Consider the following 18762-nt stretch of genomic DNA (forward strand, 5'->3'; position numbering starts at 1 on the left):
CGAACGCTTGTCACTGACGGGCGGATTCGTCAGTAGCCGAGGAAGTAGCGGCGCAGGAGCGAATTCTCGTCGCCCATGCGCTCATCAACCGAACCATAGTCACCGACCCGGCCGTCTGCGAGCACGGCCACATCGTCCGCGAAGGCACGAATGTCGCCGATGTCGTGCGTGACGACGACTCCCGTACGCCCCTCCAGGGCCTGCCTGATGAGAACACGGAGCTCGACCGCTGCCCCCACGTCCATGGCGGCCAGCGGCTCATCGAGCAGGAGGATCGAGGGCTCTACGGCGATGGCGCGGGCGAGAGCAACCCTCTGCTGCTGACCACCCGAGAGCTGATGCGGCAACCGGTCGCACAGGTGCCCGATACTGACTCCGTCGAGGCCCACCCGGGCACGCTCCCGCGCTTCGCTCTTCGCCATGCCAGCCGCCCGCAGTCCGAAAGCCACATTGTCGAGTGCCGACATGTGAGGGAAGAGCGTCGGATCCTGGGAGAGCAGGGTGATGGGGCGGCGGTGCGGGGGCACCCACTGGGGCCCCGCCACCGTCACACCGTCAAGGACAAGGGTGCCGCCCGGATCAGGGACGAGAAGTCCCGCGAGCAGCCCGATAAGGGAGGACTTTCCTGACCCGTTGCGGCCGATGATGGCCAGGGTCCGGCCCTGGCCGTGATCAAGATCGAAGGTCAGGCCTCGCTGGGCCACGGAGGCATGGAGGGAGATCATCGTGCCACCTTCCGCCCGCGGGCTGTCACGGAGACGACGAGGACGGCGAGGACGAGGAGCACGAGGGCGAGCGCCAGGGCCGTGTCCGGGTCGACTTCGCGCTGCAGATAGATCGCGAGAGGAATCGTTCTCGTCGTCCCTTCGAGGGATCCCGCGAACGTCAAGGTTGCCCCGAACTCGCCGAGACAGCGGGCCGCCGCCAGAGCTGTCCCGGACACGAGTGCCGGCATCATCATCGGAAACGTGACGTGGAACAGCACGTAGCTGGGAGAGGCACCGAGAGTGGCGGCGATCTGCGCGTGGGAGGACCTGTTCGAGCGGAGGGAGGCTTCGAGAGAGGTGACAAGGAACGGCATGGCAACGAAAACCTGGGCCATCACCACCGCGGTAGCAGTGAAGGCGATATCGATGCCGAGAAGAGAGAGCTGCTCGCCGAGAAGCTTGCGCTTTCCGAACGTGGACAGCAGGGCGAGACCCGCAACCACCGGGGGCAGCACCATGGGGATTGTCACGGCCACACGCAGAACCTCTCCCCACCTGCTCGTCGTCCGGGACATGAGGAGTGCAAGGGGGACGCCGAGCACCACGCAGATGATCGTGGAGACAGCGACCGTGCGCAGGGAAACACCCAAAGCAGCCAGCGCCACGTCGGAGCTGAGGATCCTCGGCACATCTGCCCAGGGCATGTCGATCAGCATCCCGGCGATCGGGAGGCAGAGGGCCAGAACGGCGAGAACCGCCCCGATCATGATCCATCGGGGCGGTGCACCAGCAGTCTTCCACATCACGGTGTCGTGAACCCGCTATCGATCATCCGCTGCCTGCCGGCACCCGTTGTGAAGGCGTCGATCCACGCCTGCTCAGCATCATCCGCCGAGTCCGAGTCGATGACGAGCAGGGGATACGTGTTGGGGACTTCGCCTGCGCCGGGAATATCGATGATCTCGACAGCATCGCCCGCGCTGTTCGCGTCCGTGCGATAGACGAGGCCAGCATCGCCCTGTCCCGACACGATCTTGCCGAGTACGTCGGTCACGGACTGCTCCTCGGACACCGGGGTCAGCGTGAGGCCGTTGAGCTCGGCGAGCTGCGACGACACATCGCCGCACGGCACCTGCGGAGCGCACACGACGAGATCGGACGCATTCATCGACTCGTCGAAACCGGTCACACCCGCAGGGTTGCCCGCGGGGACGACGAGAACGAGCTCGTTCGCGGCGATGACATCGAGCTGCGTGCCGCGTCCTGCGTCGATGATCTGATCTGCCGTCTTCTGGTTCGCGGTCACGAGGATATCGGCAGCGGCGCCCGCCTCGATCTGGGCGACAAGATCGGCGGACCCTGAACAGACAGTCGTCACGCCCGACATCTCTCCCGCCACGGTTTCGGCGAGATCGCACATGGAGGCGGCGACCATGACGGTGGTGTCACGCTCCCCCTCGGTGCTGTCTCCCGCACTGGAGCATGCTGTGAGCGTGAGCCCCGCCAGGAGGAGGATGCTGAGTTTTTTCATGAGAGGGTCTCCGACTTGATCGATACGTTGGTTGCTTTGATCAGGGCGGTTGCCGGGGAGCCGACCTCGATGTTCATCTCCCGCACCGCCTCGGCGGAGATGAGGGAGACAACCCGGTAGATCCCGCATTGGAGATCAACCTGCGCCATCACCCCGTCCATCTGGATTCGTGTCACGATCCCGGCAAGCTCGTTCCGTGTCGACACCTCGTGGTCACCAGCCGCCTTGCCCTCTGCAAGAGCAAGAGCGAGAGCAGCGACAGAGGTGCCGGCAATGCGAATCCGATTTCCGTCTTTCCGCGCTTGGAGGGAGCCATCGTCGACCCAGCGACGCACCGTATCGTCCGAGACGCCGAGAAGACGCGCCACATCTTTCACCCGATATTCTGACATAGCCGCTAGCTTACACGGCATATGCGGTCACTCTGGAACCAAAGTCCCGCATATGCGCCTATAAAGATGTGGTTTGCGAAAGGACTGTTTCACTGGCAGTGGGCGCGTCTGCGGAGTACATTGTCATCAATGCTGATCACTCGGTCGGCAGCCCCGACGGAAGGAGGCCTAGTGAGTATTTTTGACAAGGCAAAGGAAGCGTTGAACTCTGAGAAGGCCGAGCAGGTCTCTGATCAGGCCCTGGATCGCGCTGAGGCTCTCGCTAAGTCGAAGGCTGGCGCCGAGCATCACGACAAGATTTCAGGAGTCCGGGATTCGATCGACAAGCAGGTCGGTACCGAGTAACCGTTGACTTTGCCCACTGTGCCCGGCCTCATGGCCGGGCACAGTGCATAGGGGAAGATTCCCTTAGACTGGCGTCATGATGGATCCGCGGATATGGCTGGAAGATTCGACTGAAACGACCTTCGAGTGGGTGATGGCGAGGACTGATCGGACGCTCGAATCCTATGGTGGGAGCGGCTTCGACACCGCGAAGTCGGAACTGTTCGACATCCTCTCCGCGAAAGACAAGCTCGATCTGGGCACCCTCCGCGGCGGCTATATCTACAACTTCCACACGGATGGCAACAACCCCCGAGGGCTGTGGCGCCGCACGACCCTCGAGGACTACCTGTCCGAGCCCGTCTGGGACGTCCTCCTCGACATTGATGCGCTGGGGGCGGCCGAGGGAGAGTCATGGGTGTTCGGCGGCGCGAACCTTCGCCGGCCCAACTTCGACAGGGCACTCATCACCCTCAAACCCGGCGGCTCTGATGCGAATGTGGTGCGGGAGTTCGACCTCGAGACACGCTCTTTCCTCGACGACGGATACTCGGCACCCGCCTCGAAGGGTTCCATGTCGTGGACCGAGAACGATTCCGTCCTCGTGGCACGCGACTTCGGGGCCGGTTCCCTCACCGACTCGGGATATCCGCGATCGGTTCGACTATGGAAACGCGGCACGAGCATCGCCGACGCTCCCACTATTCTCGAAGGCGAGCGGGAAGATATCGTCGTCTCCGCATCGCACGACTTCACCCCCGGCTACGAGAGGACCTTTGCCGCACGGGCGACAGACTTCCGCAACACGATCCTCTACGAAGTGGATGAGGAGACTCTCGAGCTGACCGAGATCCTCCTGCCGCACAGCGCGGGCGTCGGCATGGTGAAAGACTGGGCGATCCTCGAGCTGCGATACGACTGGCACCTCGACGGCACAACCTTCGCGGCCGGCTCGCTCCTTGCCCTGCCCTATGCGGATGCTCTCACGGGCCCGGTGGCCGACCGTGTCGTGACGATCTTCGCTCCCACTCCGCACGCTTCCCTGGCGGGCTTGACCGAGCTCCAATCGGGGATCGTCTTCACCACGCTCGACAACGTTCGCAGCCGCGTCTACTTCGCCGCCATCGACACCTGGGAGGTGACAGAGCTCCATCCCGACCTGGGCGAGTTCGATTCGATCGGCGTGAGCGCTGTCGACCGCGAGCGCGGCGACGACGTGTGGGTGACGACGACGGGGTTCCTCACTTCCACGACACTGCTCTATGGTTCCGCGTCGAAGGACGGACTCGATATTGCGCAGGTGCGTTCGACACCGGAACGTTTCGACGCGAGCGGAATGGTCGTACGTCAGCGGTGGGCAGTATCTGCTGACGGAACACGGGTTCCCTACTTCCTTGTCGGCGCGCGGGAGGCGATTGACGGCGGGGCGCCTGCCCGCTGCCTCCTGGACGGATATGGGGGTTTCGAGATCTCCCGCACGCCCGGCTACGCGGGCACCTACGGCAAGGGCTGGCTTGAGAAGGGGGGCGTGTATGCCGTTGCGAACATTCGCGGCGGCGGGGAGTTCGGCCCGTCATGGCATCAGGCCGCTCTCAAGGAGGGGCGTCATCGCGCCTATGCCGATTTCGCGGCCGTTGCGGCTGATCTCGTGGCGACTGGGGTGACGACGGTGGACCGCCTGGCCGCGATCGGCGGTTCGAACGGCGGCCTGCTCATGGGCAACATGTATACGACGTATCCGGAGCTGTTCGGTGCGATTGTGTGCCGGGTTCCGCTGCTCGACATGAAGAGGTTCTCGCATCTCCTTGCGGGGGCGTCCTGGATGGATGAGTACGGCAATCCGGATACTGACGATTGGGAGTTCCTCCAGGCCTATTCCCCGTATCACAACGTATCGGCGGGCGGATCGTATCCCCCGATCCTTGTCATGACGTCGACGAAGGATGATCGCGTCCATCCCGGTCACGCCAGAAAGTTCGTTGCCCTGCTCGAGGAGTGCGGGCACGACGTGGAGTATTACGAGAACATCGAAGGCGGCCATGCCGGTGCTGCGGATGCTGAACAGAGCGCTCTCAGCCTCGCGTTGATCTTCCAGTTCCTCGAACGCCGGCTGGCATGAGAACGGACCGGCTCATGCCGGTCCGGGGGTGATGGTCTCAGATGAGGAAGGCTGAGAAGCCGACGAGTCCGACGATGAGAAGAACTGCGACGAGAGCCTGCCATTTGGGGCGGGGGCGGGGCGTGTAATCGGCTCCGGGGACGTAGCCACCGAAGTCGTAGCCACCGGAATTCCGGCGATCATGACCTTTGGACGAGGACATCGACCACTCCTTTGCGAGAGTCCGAGACGTAGTGGAACCAACACTAGCCTGTTGCGAATCGGCACGATACTGCCAAAGTGACACAAACATCTGACAAATCCTCCAGGACGTTCCGACAGAGGAGTGAGATCTTGCGCACACATGCGCGCGGTTTTCCGAGCGCGTGCCCACACGCCTCTGCACACCACAGCACTCCACCGAGGCGTCACTGCAGGTCAGACCCCTTGTGTCGTGGATCATACGGACGTAGTCTCAACGGACACATACTCCTCCAATGACGAAGGATTGTTATGAAAGCAGTACGAATCCACAAATACCATGAGATGCCTCACCTTGATGACGTTCCGGAACCGGTGATCACCGGTCCGTGGGATGTCATCGTCAAGGTCGGGGCGGCTGGCCTGTGCCGCACCGACCTGCACATTATCGAAGGGCAGTGGGATCCGATCCAGAACCCTACCCTGCCCTATATCCTCGGCCACGAAAACGCTGGCTGGGTCCACGCTGTCGGTTCCGCCGTCTCGAACGTCGAGGTCGGCGACACGGTCATCATGCACCCGCTCGTCACGTGCGGGCTCTGCCCCGAATGTCGGCGTGGCAACGACTCCCACTGTTCACACTCATCTTTCCCCGGGCTCAACGCCGAGGGCGGGATGGCGGAGTATATGCTGACGAATGCTCGTGCGGTTGTGAAGCTTGACCCGAAGCTCCAGCCTCGCGACATTGCGGCACTGGCCGATGCTGGCCTCACCGCATACCACGCTGTTCGGAAGACTATTCCGGCGCTGCATCCCGGCACTCACGCGGTCGTCATGGGAGCGGGAGGCCTCGGCCACATCGGCATCCAGTCCCTCCTGGCACTCACCCCCGCCCAGATCACTGTCATCGACAAGTCTGAGGCGGCCCTGGAACTGGCCAGCAGTCTCGGCGCTCATCACACCGTCCTCGCAACGGATGATACGGAAGCGATCATCAAGCAGGTGCATGAGATCACCGGTGGAGGCGCACACGTCGTCCTCGACTTCATCGCGGAGATGGGAATGGAGCTTCTCGGCCCGAACCTTATCCGCAACCAGGGAGACTATTACGTCATCGGCTACGGCGGAATGGTCAAGATCGAGACCCTCTCGATCATCTCCCGGGAGATCAATGTGATCGGCAACCTCGTGGGAACCTACGACGATCTCGTCCAGCTCATGACATTGACGGCAGAGGGCAAGATCTCGCTCCACACGTCAGTGTACGAGCTCGGCGCATATGCGGATGCGATCAACGACCTCGACAACGGTCGACTGGTCGGTCGCGGAATCCTCGTTCCCTAGACCAGCGCTGTCGGCACCGGGGGCTCTGCGGGCCGTCCGGTGCCCACAGCCCTTTCCACCCACCGGCAATTCCTCCACATGCGGTCAACGGGCGAGACTCTCACTCTTCAGACCTGGACTTCCGCGCCAGCGGATCAAAGATCCAGGGCTCACGGCCGATCAGGTCGAGCGAGAACTGCTCAAGGAACTCTGCACTGGTGCCGCTGTGGATACCGAGGGATTGTGAGATGAGGGAGAAGACTTCCCCCGTGCTCCAACCTTCCCGGTGAAGTTCGTCAAGGGTGACCGCACCATCCCTTTTCGCGAGTCTTTTCCCTGCCGAGTTGAGGACGAGCGGCACGTGAATATACTCCGGGGTCTCGTATCCGAGAAGCTGCTGCAGGTAGACCTGTCGCGGGGTCGAATCGAGCAGATCATCGCCGCGAACGATCTGGGACACGCCCTGATGGTGATCATCGACAACGGCCACCAGATTGTAGGCGTACGCCCCATCCCCCCGTTGGACGACGAAATCATCGACGTAACCGGTGAATTCGCCGCACAACCTGTCAGTCACCGTGAGCGTTGCGACGTCTGTCTTGAGCCTCAGGGCGGGGCCGCGCCGCATGGTGGAGAGCTTGTCCCTGCCGTGCCGGCGTTCTGTTTCGCTGAGGTGCCGGCATGTTCCCGGGTAGGATCCGGGCGGGGCGTGCGGCGCCCGCGGAGCATCTTTCATGTCTGCCCGCGTGCAGTAGCACTCGTAGAGCAGGTCACGCTCGCGCAGCCTCGAGACGACCTCCCCATAGGCATCAACCCGATCGCTCTGGAACAGGACATGACCGTCCCAGTCGATGCCGATCTCGGAAAGGTCCCTCAGCTGCGTCTCGACATGCTCGAGTCGGCATCTCTCATCAAGATCCTCCATCCTCATGACAAACCCCAGGCCTGCCTTCCTCGCACAGGCCCACGCGATCAGTCCGGTCCGGAGGTTGCCGAGATGGAGGTCGCCTGATGGTGACGGCGCATAGCGCCCTCTTCCGCGTTCCACCGATGTCATCGTTGCCTCCCATGGCAAGCGTAGCGAAATCACCCCCTCCGCATCATCGAGGCCCGCCCGCCACATGCCAGCGTGCGGCACTCCTCGTGCGATACGTGTGGAGGCCAGAGAGTCTCTTCCCCCAGCACGTCCCAGCCTGAATCACCGCACTGAGACGCAGACGCAAGGCCCATAGGTGCGGGACTCGAGGAGTCCCGCACCCGTTCAGCACATTCTAGTCGGCCCGCCTCGGGCCGCTCCTATCTGATATCGAGAGGAGCAGCGGCTTAGCGGCTGACGTGCTGGTTCATGACAGGAGTATCGACCCCATCACCGTCCCAGTCACCGACAAAGACCGCACCATCAGCGAAGTCGATAGCCTCGTCCGCGGGCCCTCCGGACAGAACATTCTTGAGGAAGATGGTCTCGCCTCGGCGAAGCGCAATCGTGTCGTTTCCATCCCCGTCGAAGTCCCCGGGAAGCGCCTCATCAGCATTCCTGCCGTAGGCGAAGGACGTCTCCGCGTTGCCGCCCTGAAGAGCATTCGATACGAAGAACACGCGCCCGCGGCGGACGAGTATCGTGTCCGACGAGTTGCCGTCCCAGTCACCGACCAGAACCTCATCGCTCTCGCGTCCGTAATGGAAAGTGATCTCAGCATCGCCTCCGACGAGCTCGTTCATGAGGAGGAACGTGTCGCCGCGGCGCACCCCGAGGGTATCGCTACCGTTACCGTCCCAGTCACCGACCAGAACCTCATCGCCCTCTCGACCGTAGCGGAAAGATGCGTCCGCTACACCGCCGACTAGCTCGTTGTCGAGGTAGAAGACCTTGCCGCGGCGAACGCCGATGGAGTCCTGACCATCCCCGTCCCAGTCTCCGACAATGACCTCATCGCCCTCTCGGCCGAACGCAATCGTCAAGCCGATATCTGTCGAATCCCAGGCATTCGGGAAGCGGAACAGATTTCCTGTTGTCGGGGCCGGAAGAGCAAATGACCATTCGGACCGCGCACCCTCGGAGAGGATGTAGCCCTCGGCGGCACGCGCGGTTACGGTCGTGTCCTTCTTGATCTCGATATTGCCGGTCACGACCTTATCCGCGATGAGGTAGTCGACGCCGTCGACCTCGGGGATCGAGATGACGTTGCCGGTGAAGCCTGGCTTTTCGGGGGTGACCGGCACGAGATCAGGGGCGATCGTGAAGTCTGCCGTGACGGACTCGGTGTTGACCGTGAGCGTCAGCGATCCTTCCCCTCCCGAGAGCGGGGTGAGGGTATTGGACTCGGGATCGAAGGCGGCAATGCTACCCTCGGCAGCCGACTCGACGTCACCGATATGGATGCTGTCGGATGACCAGGCGTAGCTCATGGGCCATGCCACCGGCATGGTGCGCACGCCGTCGTCCTGAGACATGGTCGGCGTCAGAGTGATCGCCTCACCGTTCGCCTCGAGAACGGTCGGGAACTCGCCGAGCGAGAGACCGTCGTCATCGACGCGGGTGTTGACCTCGAAGGAGATCCACTCACGAGGACTCGAGGAGGCGGCGGGATCGATGCCGATCATCGACCAACCCGTGAACGAACCGGAGCTTCCACCGGTCGGGCCTTTCCCTGCATTGCCGTTGATGAAGTACGGGATGCCATCGAGGGTCATGGCGTGGAAGATGCCGACACCTGCCGCGACATTCGCGATAGGTTTTCCGGTCTGAGACCTGAAGTCTTCGAGCCAGTCGCGGAGCATCTCAGCATCGAGGCGGTTCGACATCTGGCTCGCTTTCGTGGGAAGCGGGTCGTCGACCGGGTGGTGCTGGAACAGGACGACGCCGGTGATGTCATCGTTCGTCGCGGCGTCGTCGAGTGCGCGGCGAAGCATGGTCAGCTGCTCGAAATCGTGGCTGAGGCTGCCAGGGGCAGAGTTCACCCACACGAGGCGTGTCCCCTCAACATCAAGGTATCCGTTGGTGGCACCGAACGCGTCAACGAAGTTTCTGATGTCTCCGCCCATGATCTCGTGATTGCCCGGCACGTACACATAGGGGAAGTCCCCGAGCTCCTCATCGATGATGCGCTGTGCGAGCTCGAAGTCTTCCGGGGCCCCCTCGTCGACGAAATCGCCGTTGATGATGACAAGATCGGGGTCTTCGGCAAGGATCTCGCGGAACGACTCGCGTGCTCCTTGGACAGCCCCAGAATCGGGTTGGCGTGCCACGAACTGAGCGTCGGACACGACGGCAATCCGCAGGGGTGAATCGTCCGTGCCGCCTGCACGGACGATGACGGGGTCGGTCACGTCCTCGACGACCGGCAGGTCGACGCGGGTCGGGACGAGTGCCTGGATATCTGACACGACAACCGAGTCTGTGTATTGAGCCGCGGGGCGCGTCTCCATGAGCCGGAACATTTGGAAGGTGAGCGGATAGTCCACACCGGAGGGGACTGCGAAGGTGACGCGGCGCCAGCCCTCGAACGGTTCTGCCGAACCATCAAGCTGGGTGACTGTGCCATCGGCCTGGCGGACTTGGATGCGGGGCCATGCCCCGTGCGCGTTCCCATCCATCCACGCCGTGAGAGCTGTCGGCTGTCCCGGGATTTCGATGCCATCGCCGGGGGCAATCGCATAGGCGCCGCGCGTTCCCGTTGACTGGGTGAAGTCGAAGGAGATCGCGGCTCCGCCACGATCGTCCTGGCCGTCCGCCGGTGTGACCGTTACTCCCGGTGCACGAGCCTGACCTGCCGTCCACTGGTCAGCATCTTCGAAGTTAGCGACCGGCAGCGTATCCACGCCGACGCTCACGGCAGCCTCTGCAGAGATTCCATTGACATCGACGGTGAGAGGAGCGGACGCATTGTCGGCGTTCGCACTCACCGCGAAGGTACCGGTCGAGCCGGGTTCGATGGTGAACGCACCGCCCTCATTGCCCGCAATCGTGACGTCGCCGGCATCGATAGGAGCCCTGTAGCCGTCTTTGTCATAGCCGTAGACGGTGAAGGATGCGACGTCGTCAGAGCTGGAGAGCTGAACAACGGAGGGGCTGACTTCGATACGGGAGAGCTCCCCGAGGACCTCGATGTTGAGCGATCCGCTCGCATCGCCGTGCGATGCCACGACCGTGTCGGTCCCGGTTGCGATGCCAGTCAGGGTGGCCGTGTGATCACCATGCGATTCGACTGTGACAGCGCCGGTCGCCGACCAGGCGGGTACCGTGCCGGGCACGGCAGAACCTGTCTCGTCGTAGCCCTTGGCCTGGACGCGGCGCGTCAGCCCGGGGAACACGCGTGTTGCGTCCCCGATGTGGTGAAGGGGCGCGACGGAGTATCCGGACACCTCTCCCGATCCGCGGTCGACGACGAGTCCGATCCCGTTCGGAACGGGACGCTCCTGCCCATCAGACGGGTTGTGGGGAGTGTCGACGACAGTCTCCCCCGGCGCGACGGCACCCATGCTCGTCGAGCCGCCCCCATCGAGATTCGCGGCGTTGAACGCACCGAGTTCTTTCATGAGGACACCCAGGTCTGTCAGTGTGACGCCGGTGGATGAGGCCTGCCTCCCATCGACCACGAGAAGGTACATGAGCGAGCCGGTCTCGTTGAAGCCGATCGCTGTTCGCGGGTTGAGCGCGGTGTCCCGAGAGACGACGGGTTCGCCGTTTGAGACAAGCATGGCGTTGGCGCCGATGGCGGCGGAGATCTCTCCAGCCTCGGATGTCACGGCTATCTCGACGACGAGCTGGTCGCCGACCTCGACGGCGTCAAGAGCACGATCGGTGCCGGGTGCATCTCGCTCGACGAGGGAGATGACGCCCTCGGGCAGCTGGCCCGTGGCAGGGATGCCGACAGAGGTCACGATTCCATCTGGGCTGATGAGGATCTCGGTTCCCGTGCCCCCGTTGAGGGCCCGATCGCGCGTATAGTCACCCCACACGTGGTTGAACATGCCGATCTGGCCTTCACCCAGAAAGTACGAGTTGACTCCTGCGATGTCGAGGTCGAGCGGCTCGCCATTGTGCGTCACCTCTGCCGTGAGCGTGATCCCGGCAAAGGCGGCCAAGCCCTCCGGCGTGAAGACGACGGGAATGTGGCTCGACGTGATGGCGCCATTGCCGGTTCCCGCGGGGACCGTCACGATTCCTTCTTCTTCGGAGATGCCCACGCCGGAGGGTGCCTTTGAGGCGTTGATGTCGAAGAAGGAGCCGTTAACGCCCGCGATAGCGTCCGCATTCTCGATGAGATCTGAGACCGGTTCCGCGTCGGAGACTGTACCGGGATAGAGGTAGTCTGCTCTGACTGAGCCGGAGCCCAAGTCTGCGACGAGAACATCGAACTCGAGTCTGCCGCCCGGCTGAATCCGGTCGACGCTGACAAGCTCAACGCCTGGGGCAAGCATCTGCCTGTCATAGTTGGTGACGATAGCTGTGCCGCCACCGTCGATCGTCATTGCATCGACAGCAGCGATGACAGCATCGGACTGCACGAGCCCGTCTGACGCTATCGCCGGTATTGCTCCCATACCCATGCCGGCGACGAGGACACCGGCGACAAGCCGGCCCCCTGCCCGCGATCGGGAGTTGTGTCTTGAACCCATTGTCACTCCAGTCAACAATCCATGTCTGTTTTGCCCGTATCGGGCCAGGATCATGGTTGCCAACGCAGGTGAACTCGAGGCGACCCGTGGGGGACGGGAGGGAAAGCCTGCGTAAACAAAGCTGTATCCTCCTGCTGAACTCGAGTCATGATCAGCACAAACACCGCACTATCGGCACGAGTGAAGCACGTCACCTCCCTCAGGGCGCCGTGGGCACGCGAAAGCCCCGGATTGTGGAGGAGTGAAATCCTCCCATCCGGGGCTGAAGCGCGTTATCTACCTGGCCGCGACGGGCAGGGGAACCTCGGGATCGGGTTCACCGGTCATCCGGTTGCGAATGTCGCGGCGGACGATCTCGATCGACCACATCCAGATCACGTGGCCGAGAGCCTCCGAGAAATGCTCCTCCCAGGGCTGATCCCAGGGAGCCGGGACGGTGCCCAAGGCTGGCATGAGGAGGACATGGAAGAAGATCCACAGGAAGAGACCAGCAGCGGCGCCCTGCCACAGCTTGACCTTCGGGTACTTCTCGGCGACAACGCAGTAGAGGACACCGAAGAAGATCGCGAACCCGAAGTGGACGATAAAGGACGAGATCGGCAGATCCCAGCCGTTGAAGTTGATCGTGGCGCGAGAGACAGATTCGGGGATGCCGATCTGTTCGAGCATCGTCTGCGGAGGATTGACGAGGTTGCGCTCGGGGGTGCGCGGAGGGAACGGCACTTCCCATCCGAACTTGACGATTGCCGAGAAAGCTCCGGCGATCAGGCCGACAAGCACGGCGGTCGAGTAGCGGCGACGTTTCGGATCAGTCACGGTCACAATTGGACTCCTCGTGAATCATGCCCTGCACCATGCGGGGACAAGAAAGAGAATGTCCGATTAGTCCGAAAAAACCAGGACCTCTGTCCTCTGAGGTCTCTGGTCTCGTGTGGTCTCTGTCGCTCCGCCGAAGCCCTCTCCGGGGTATAAAGTCGTGGATTTCCGGCGGTGGACGAGGATGGAAGAGCGCCTGCTATCTTGCACGCGGGTGATCGAGTTAGCGCCGATGCATCCTCACTCGGCCCTCAATGTTTACCCTCCAAATCTGGGATTGGGAGCACTGGCAACAAATAAACCAACTCCATAAATAACGACCGCAACACTGACGAGAACACCGCTCGTGTTCATGACGAGATTCCACGAATGCACTGCGTATTCGTCTTTCCAGGAAAACCCTAAGAAGATGGCGAGAAGTCCTACCGGGATGATCCACATAATGGGTCCGGTGATGAGTCCGGCCGCAATAAACCCCACTCCGAGAAAGAAGACTGTGGAAGTGAGAAACACAGCCACGTGCTGCCACGGTAGGTCCAACCCCAGGCTTTCCCTCAAGAGTGTCGAGACGCCCAATATCAGCAAGCCCTGAAAAAACGTGGCTGTCAGCAGAAGCAGGGCCCTTGCTCGTGCCACCCTCCGCGTCGCGAGCACCTCCATCGCAGGAATGACGGGATGGACGAGTGTGGCAGTGAGCGACCCAAGTACGAAACCGATGAGGTAACTGAAGGGAGTGTCCCTGACGTTGTTGAAACCGGGAATGCCATATGCGGAAGGATGAAGGAGAAGCAGAGTGAATGTTGCGATGACAGAGAGGACCGCCACGCCCCAAGTACGCCGTGTTTTGAGGAAAACTCGCCAGACTCCTGGACCCGTCATCGGCGAGCTCTCATCAAATCCATGTAGATGCGCTCCAGCTCTTCAATCGAACGGTCCTGATGGCGCTCATTGGTTTTCCCCGGTTGTGCTCATTGAAATTCCCCAGGCCGCGGTCTCAGATTAGCGTATGTTGATGCCGGTGGTGGCTCGTCTGAGTTCGTCGGCTTGGTCGGTGTGGTGACGGAGGCGGTAGGACGGACCATCGAGAGTGATGACGACGGATCTGTGGAGGAGTCGGTCGAGCATTGCGGCTGCGACGGTAGTGTCGCCCAGGATCTCTCCCCACGCGCCGACGGGCCGGTTTGTTGTCAGGATGATCGAGGTTTTTAGGTAGCGTTGATTGATGACCTGGAAGAGCGCGGAGGCGGCTTCTGCGGGCAGTGGGAGGTAGCCGAGTTCATCGATGATGAGGAGTGAGGGGCCGGCGAAGAATCTCATCATTGTTGACCATTTACCCTCGATCGCGGCCCGGTGGCAGCGTGCTGCGAGGTCAGCGGCGGTGGTGAAGTAGACCCGGTACCCGGCCGTGACTGCCGCGTGCCCAAGGCCTGCAGCGATATGGGTTTTACCCGCTCCGGGCGGACCCACGAGTAAGACGTTGGTGGCATTGTGGATGAACCTGCACGTTCCGAGCTCGTGGAGGAGGTTGCGGTCGATGCCGGAAGCATAGTCGACATCGAACGCGTCCAGGGTGAGCCCGGAGGGGATGTTGGCAAACCGGAACCTGCCAGCTAATTGCCGTGCTTCTTGAGCGCTGAGTTCGATCGCGAAGAGCTTTTCCAGGGTCTGGGTCAGTGTCAGCTCTTGGGCTATGGCCTGGTCCATGGGGAAGAGCGTCAAGGGTGGCAGACAGTTTCAATGCCGATAGGTGTTGGCGTAATTGTTCGTAAACAATGTTGGCTTCGAGTGTCATGACAGGGTGTTCCTCCCTCGTGCGATCGCTTCATAGATTGATAGGTCAATGATCTGAGCCGGTTCAGCAGACCGTGTGGGGCCGGTGAGCTGGGCTGCTGCGGCACGAGAGCGTTCTCCGGGTGGGATGCGCTCTTTCTTCCGGTGAGCCCGCCCTGGAGGGGCAGAGGCTAAAGCGAGTGTCTCAAGAGCAGTCACGTGTTGGGATTGCCGCACCGTCATGCCCAGTCCGTCTTCGTGGACCGTGTGCTGAGCGATGGTGGCGCCTTGGGCAGTGGTGATCAGGATTGATTTCTTGCCCAGGCGTGCTGAGACATTCACAGTGCCGAAGACGAACTCCGGCGGGACAGAATACCTGTTGCCTCGCCACTCAATGAGTGCTTGACGAGAGACTTGACGCTGCTCGACAACCACAACAGGAAACATCGTCACCGGCACCGGCTGAAGCCGCTCGTGACAGAACAGGCTTGTGGGGGTGGACCATCCCGTCTGTGTTCGGCGTTGACGTGAGTCCTGAGATTCAGCGAAGGACGTCAACGATTGTTGGGCTTGCTCGAGAGTCAGATCATCGGGCAGGGTGCGCCACCAGCGTTGGGCCAGGGTGTGGTTGTTCTTCTCCACGACACCTTTACGGTTTCCTGACCGCGGCCGGCACGCAACGACTTGCACTGCGAAGTGTTTAGCAAAGGCCCCGAAGTTAGCGGTGACATCATTGCTGCCAGGTTTGATGACCTGAGTCATCCGGTCGAATCTCCACTGACGGCTCACCCCGCCAAGTTCAGTCACAACAACGGTGATCGCATGCATGAGATGAGCCTGATCAAGGGAAGGACAGATCACTGCTCGCCATTTCCCCGAAAAGGGCAGCGACCCCACCAGGACATACGCGGTCTTCCTGGGGAAAGCCCAACCGGTAGGTGGGTCAGGAAGTTCAACCCAGTCGAACTGAGTCTCCTCGCCCGGCGGGTGCTCGATGACAGCGTTCGCCCTTTTGGTGACGTGAGCACATGCCTGACAGGCTGGCCGTAAGCCACGGGCACGGACCTGGCGTGTGAGCGTTTGATACGAGCCAGGAAATCCCAGACCGAGCAGTTCATCAAACAAGGTCTGAGCGAACAGGTGGGGATCCTCGATCAATCTCGCAGATACGTATTCCACAAACGGCTCAAACGAGCTCTCGGGTTTCTTGCGTTTGCCAGGCTCTTGCTTACCGATCAGATATGACCGGATGGTCTTACGGTCTCTTCCAGTGATTCGGGCGATCTCACTGATAGAGATTCCCCGACGATGTAATGCGTGGATATCCACGGCTTCCTCCTGTGTCAACATAGAGACAGGGCCTTCCTCTAGCTCGTGCGTGGTCGAATACCACTAGCTTCGAGGAAGGCCCGCCCCTATGAACGGAAGCGGCCCCGGGTGGGGAAATTCAATGAGCAGAACTGGGGAATTTCAACGAGCGTCATCAGTCCCCTTCACGGAGAATGTCCGCTGACCCTGCGTACGCCAGACTTCCTTCAGCGATAACAATAAGAAAGTCAGCCAAGGATGCAACATCCACAATCAGATGCGTGGAGATTAGGACCAATCTCGAATCCACCGCTCTCAGCACTTCTCGAAACTGTGAACGCTGCTCGGGATCCAGGCCCGATGTCGGCTCATCGAGGATCAGCAGATCAGGATCACCTGCTGTCACTGCCGCTATTCCGGCCCGTTGACGCATTCCGCCCGACAGCTCCCCCAGCTTGACACGCTTAGCCTGCGAGAGCTGGACACGACCGATAGCCACTTGAGATGCCGTCCGAATATCGGCTTTCGAAAGACCGCGCATCCACAAGGAATACTCCACATACTCCTCCACCGTCAGCTTTTCATCGGCGCTAAAGTCCTGTGGCAGGTAGCCGAGGTTTCGTCGAACGAAATTTCGCCCTTGTCTGGTAGCGATGTCATGACCAAGGACAACGATGCTTCCAGCTTTCGGCTTCAACAGCGTTGCAATTGTCCGCATGAGCGTCGTCTTGCCCGCCCCGTTCGGACCAACCAGTGCCACAATCGAGCGATCAGGCACTTCCAGCGAGAAGTCCTTGAGAACTTCGCGGCGGCCGTATCCTTGCGTAAGGCCTGAGACCTTTATACCCACTCGCCCATTACCTTCGATCGTCATCGTTTAATCTCTCCCGAGAACTCGCAATACTCGTTGTAACGGGCCAGCTGCTCGCCGAGCCAGGCAACTCGATCCGCCTCCGACCATTCCTCAAGAATCTGTCCAACCCGGTGTCGCCACGCGTCCATGTCTGGACTCGACGTCGCCCACGAATCATCCGTCATATCACCCATGACATATGCCGTCATGAGGTCGGCGACTTGGAAGTGACGCTCAAAAGCTTCGCCCGAAGAGTTGCCGTCCACGCACTGCGGAAACCCCGTATGCGTATCCACCGCGGGCGCAACAAAGCCCTGCGCTGATCGAAGCGATGCGCTGCCCTCAACGGGAGCAACAGTCACCCCATCACTGCCGCGGCTCGCACCGTCATAACCAGGTTCAGCAAAAACAAGACCGGGACGTTCAATCCCCGCAGCCACTTCGAGTGCTTGAGCCCGTTCCAATTGGGCAACGAGCCCCGGAAGCAACGGCGCATCCTCGGGCCAGACACAGATCGAATCCGCTGCGACCGTGACGCACTGTGGATCCTCGGTTGGCACCCGAGGATAGTTGTAGACGTGAACCGAACCGCCCACGAAAACCACGGCGATAAAGCCAGCGAGGGTCAGACCACCAACTGCAGCAGATCGCCTTTCGCCGCCTGTGTACGCTAGGGCGAGGCCTGCGAAAAGCAAGATAATGAGAAGTACTGCCAAGATAAGTGCAGCTGGATCGAACGACGCCCATGTATCCGCATGAGCACTCGTCACAATCGTGTACATCCACGCGTAGGCGGCAAGCATAAAGGCGACGAGCGGTGCTATCACTCGACCGTCGAATACCCGGGCAGAGACCTTGCCGAGAAGAACCATTCCGGTTCCGAACAGAACAGCGTAGAGGGGGTATCCCCAATCGAGATAGCCATATCCGCCTGCCGCAACCGACGCATATGCGATGCCTGAAGCAGTCACCGACGGGATAATCGAGAGCGTCAGAACATCGGCGCCCCAGTGCAAGAGCACAATCCCGAATTGGGAGCGAAGCGTCGCTTCGGTGACCGGTCTCCTCTCGGACTTGATCCGATCTGACTCTCGCGATGCAGAAATCGCCGCTGCTACGGCGCCTACCAAGAGCGTAGAGATCCATACCGACGGACCTAGACCGTTGAATGTCGGCCACCATCTCCCGAGCAGCAGTAGAAGAACGGCCCCCTGGATAATGACAAGAAAAAGGGAGCCTCGAAGACGCTCCTTTATGCGAAGAAAACTCACGATGGCTATCCAAACTTACGGATGGCGGGCGCGACGAGAGGCCGCCGCACCCGCCGCCCTCGATCACTGATACTTGGTCTGTGCGTCATGCACGTTAAAAGTGCATCCCACTTCGGATATGCCGGTGACATTCGAATTGCGGGAAACTGATCTGAAGGCCCCCATTCGAGTCGGTTGTGCCGTGCACCAGGCCTTGGTCGCATACTCAAATGATCGTGTCGCCGGACGACAGTTCGTCCAGGCTTTCGAGCCGCTGATATAAGCCTGACAACCATAGACATTTGTCCCGCGATAGCCCTCTGCGGCAACAGCTGCACCGCCCATCCCCGTAACAAGCAAAAGTGTGGCCAAGAGTCCAATAGCCTTCTTCATAATTCCTCCAGAACCTGCATTCGCAGAAGGAACCATCCCCCCCCCTCGAAGCTGATCTTTGAGGGTTCGTGGCTATTGAAGTCTATCCTCAGATAAGTACGCCCGCTGAATAAAGCGAATAATCGACAACGTGCATGACAAGCCAAAAATTGGCGTCGAATGGTTACAAGTCCTTCG

The 18762-nt window shown here is 61.0% G+C and carries 17 protein-coding genes; 3 read left to right on the forward strand and 14 right to left on the reverse strand.

What is annotated here, in order from left to right:
- Positions 1–29: 29 nt before the first annotated feature.
- From H2O75_RS09845 to H2O75_RS09860, 4 genes are read right to left on the reverse strand one after another with little or no spacing between them, the layout of a single operon-like run.
- The gene (locus H2O75_RS09845; RefSeq protein ID WP_182171497.1) at positions 30–725 is read right to left on the reverse strand and encodes an ATP-binding cassette domain-containing protein; all 696 of its coding nucleotides are present in this window, start codon (positions 723–725) and stop codon (positions 30–32) included.
- Positions 722–1510: an ABC transporter permease gene (locus H2O75_RS09850; protein WP_182171500.1), complete on the reverse strand. Its 789-nt coding sequence runs from the start codon at positions 1508–1510 to the stop codon at positions 722–724. Before H2O75_RS09850 ends, H2O75_RS09845 begins: the two co-directional genes overlap by 4 nt.
- Positions 1510–2238: a molybdate ABC transporter substrate-binding protein gene (modA, locus tag H2O75_RS09855; protein ID WP_182171503.1), complete on the reverse strand. Its 729-nt coding sequence runs from the start codon at positions 2236–2238 to the stop codon at positions 1510–1512. The genes H2O75_RS09850 and modA overlap by 1 nt, the downstream gene beginning before the upstream one ends.
- A complete protein-coding gene (locus H2O75_RS09860) occupies positions 2235–2630 on the reverse strand; it encodes a helix-turn-helix domain-containing protein (protein ID WP_182171506.1) in 396 nt (131 codons plus the stop codon). Before H2O75_RS09860 ends, modA begins: the two co-directional genes overlap by 4 nt.
- A 171-nt stretch (positions 2631–2801) precedes the next feature.
- Here H2O75_RS09860 and H2O75_RS09865 point away from each other — a divergent pair, with 171 nt between their 5' ends.
- Both H2O75_RS09865 and H2O75_RS09870 read left to right on the forward strand, forming a co-directional pair.
- Positions 2802–2975 carry an Rv0909 family putative TA system antitoxin gene (locus tag H2O75_RS09865; protein ID WP_182171509.1) on the forward strand — a complete coding sequence of 58 codons (174 nt, stop codon included), beginning with the start codon at positions 2802–2804 and terminating at the stop codon, positions 2973–2975.
- A gap of 76 nt (positions 2976–3051) precedes the next feature.
- Entirely contained in the window at positions 3052–5073 is a 2022-nt protein-coding gene (locus tag H2O75_RS09870) for a prolyl oligopeptidase family serine peptidase (RefSeq protein ID WP_182171512.1), read from the forward strand.
- Between the two features lie 37 nt (positions 5074–5110).
- Here the strand turns inward: H2O75_RS09870 and H2O75_RS09875 are convergent, their stop codons facing one another.
- Positions 5111–5275, reverse strand: a complete 165-nt coding sequence (locus H2O75_RS09875) for a hypothetical protein (RefSeq protein ID WP_182171515.1) — start codon at positions 5273–5275, stop codon at positions 5111–5113.
- A 290-nt stretch (positions 5276–5565) separates the two neighbouring features.
- Between H2O75_RS09875 and H2O75_RS09880 the strand changes: the two genes are divergently transcribed.
- Entirely contained in the window at positions 5566–6597 is a 1032-nt protein-coding gene (locus H2O75_RS09880) for an NAD(P)-dependent alcohol dehydrogenase (protein WP_182171518.1), read from the forward strand.
- A 100-nt stretch (positions 6598–6697) separates the two neighbouring features.
- Here the strand turns inward: H2O75_RS09880 and gluQRS are convergent, their stop codons facing one another.
- The 9 genes from gluQRS to H2O75_RS09925 all read right to left on the reverse strand — a co-directional run bounded on the left by gluQRS (position 6698) and on the right by H2O75_RS09925 (position 18585).
- Positions 6698–7624 carry a tRNA glutamyl-Q(34) synthetase GluQRS gene (gene gluQRS / locus H2O75_RS09885; protein ID WP_374971573.1) on the reverse strand — a complete coding sequence of 309 codons (927 nt, stop codon included), beginning with the start codon at positions 7622–7624 and terminating at the stop codon, positions 6698–6700.
- A gap of 275 nt (positions 7625–7899) precedes the next feature.
- On the reverse strand, positions 7900–12195 hold the full coding sequence (locus H2O75_RS09890; RefSeq protein ID WP_182171524.1) for a phosphodiester glycosidase family protein: 4296 nt from the start codon (positions 12193–12195) through the stop codon (positions 7900–7902).
- 276 nt (positions 12196–12471) lie between these two features.
- Positions 12472–13017 carry a YagU family protein gene (locus H2O75_RS09895; RefSeq protein WP_220462730.1) on the reverse strand — a complete coding sequence of 182 codons (546 nt, stop codon included), beginning with the start codon at positions 13015–13017 and terminating at the stop codon, positions 12472–12474.
- Positions 13018–13269: 252 nt separating this feature from the next.
- Positions 13270–13836, reverse strand: a complete 567-nt coding sequence (locus H2O75_RS09900) for a hypothetical protein (RefSeq protein ID WP_182171527.1) — start codon at positions 13834–13836, stop codon at positions 13270–13272.
- Positions 13837–14010: 174 nt separating this feature from the next.
- On the reverse strand, positions 14011–14715 hold the full coding sequence (gene istB, locus H2O75_RS09905; protein WP_182169460.1) for an IS21-like element helper ATPase IstB: 705 nt from the start codon (positions 14713–14715) through the stop codon (positions 14011–14013).
- An 84-nt stretch (positions 14716–14799) separates the two neighbouring features.
- Complete coding sequence (gene istA / locus H2O75_RS09910; protein ID WP_220462701.1) at positions 14800–16110, reverse strand: IS21 family transposase; 1311 nt, start codon at positions 16108–16110, stop codon at positions 14800–14802.
- A 154-nt stretch (positions 16111–16264) separates the two neighbouring features.
- Positions 16265–16963, reverse strand: a complete 699-nt coding sequence (locus H2O75_RS09915) for an ABC transporter ATP-binding protein (RefSeq protein WP_182171530.1) — start codon at positions 16961–16963, stop codon at positions 16265–16267.
- Positions 16960–17913 carry a hypothetical protein gene (locus H2O75_RS09920; protein ID WP_182171533.1) on the reverse strand — a complete coding sequence of 318 codons (954 nt, stop codon included), beginning with the start codon at positions 17911–17913 and terminating at the stop codon, positions 16960–16962. Before H2O75_RS09920 ends, H2O75_RS09915 begins: the two co-directional genes overlap by 4 nt.
- Positions 17914–18276: 363 nt before the next feature.
- Positions 18277–18585 (reverse strand): hypothetical protein, encoded by a 309-nt coding sequence (locus H2O75_RS09925; protein ID WP_182171536.1) that lies wholly within the window; start codon positions 18583–18585, stop codon positions 18277–18279.
- Between the last annotated feature and the right edge of the window lie 177 nt (positions 18586–18762).

This window comes from Flaviflexus equikiangi (assembly GCF_014069875.1).
GTDB classification, from domain to species: Bacteria; Actinomycetota; Actinomycetes; order Actinomycetales; family Actinomycetaceae; genus Flaviflexus; species Flaviflexus equikiangi.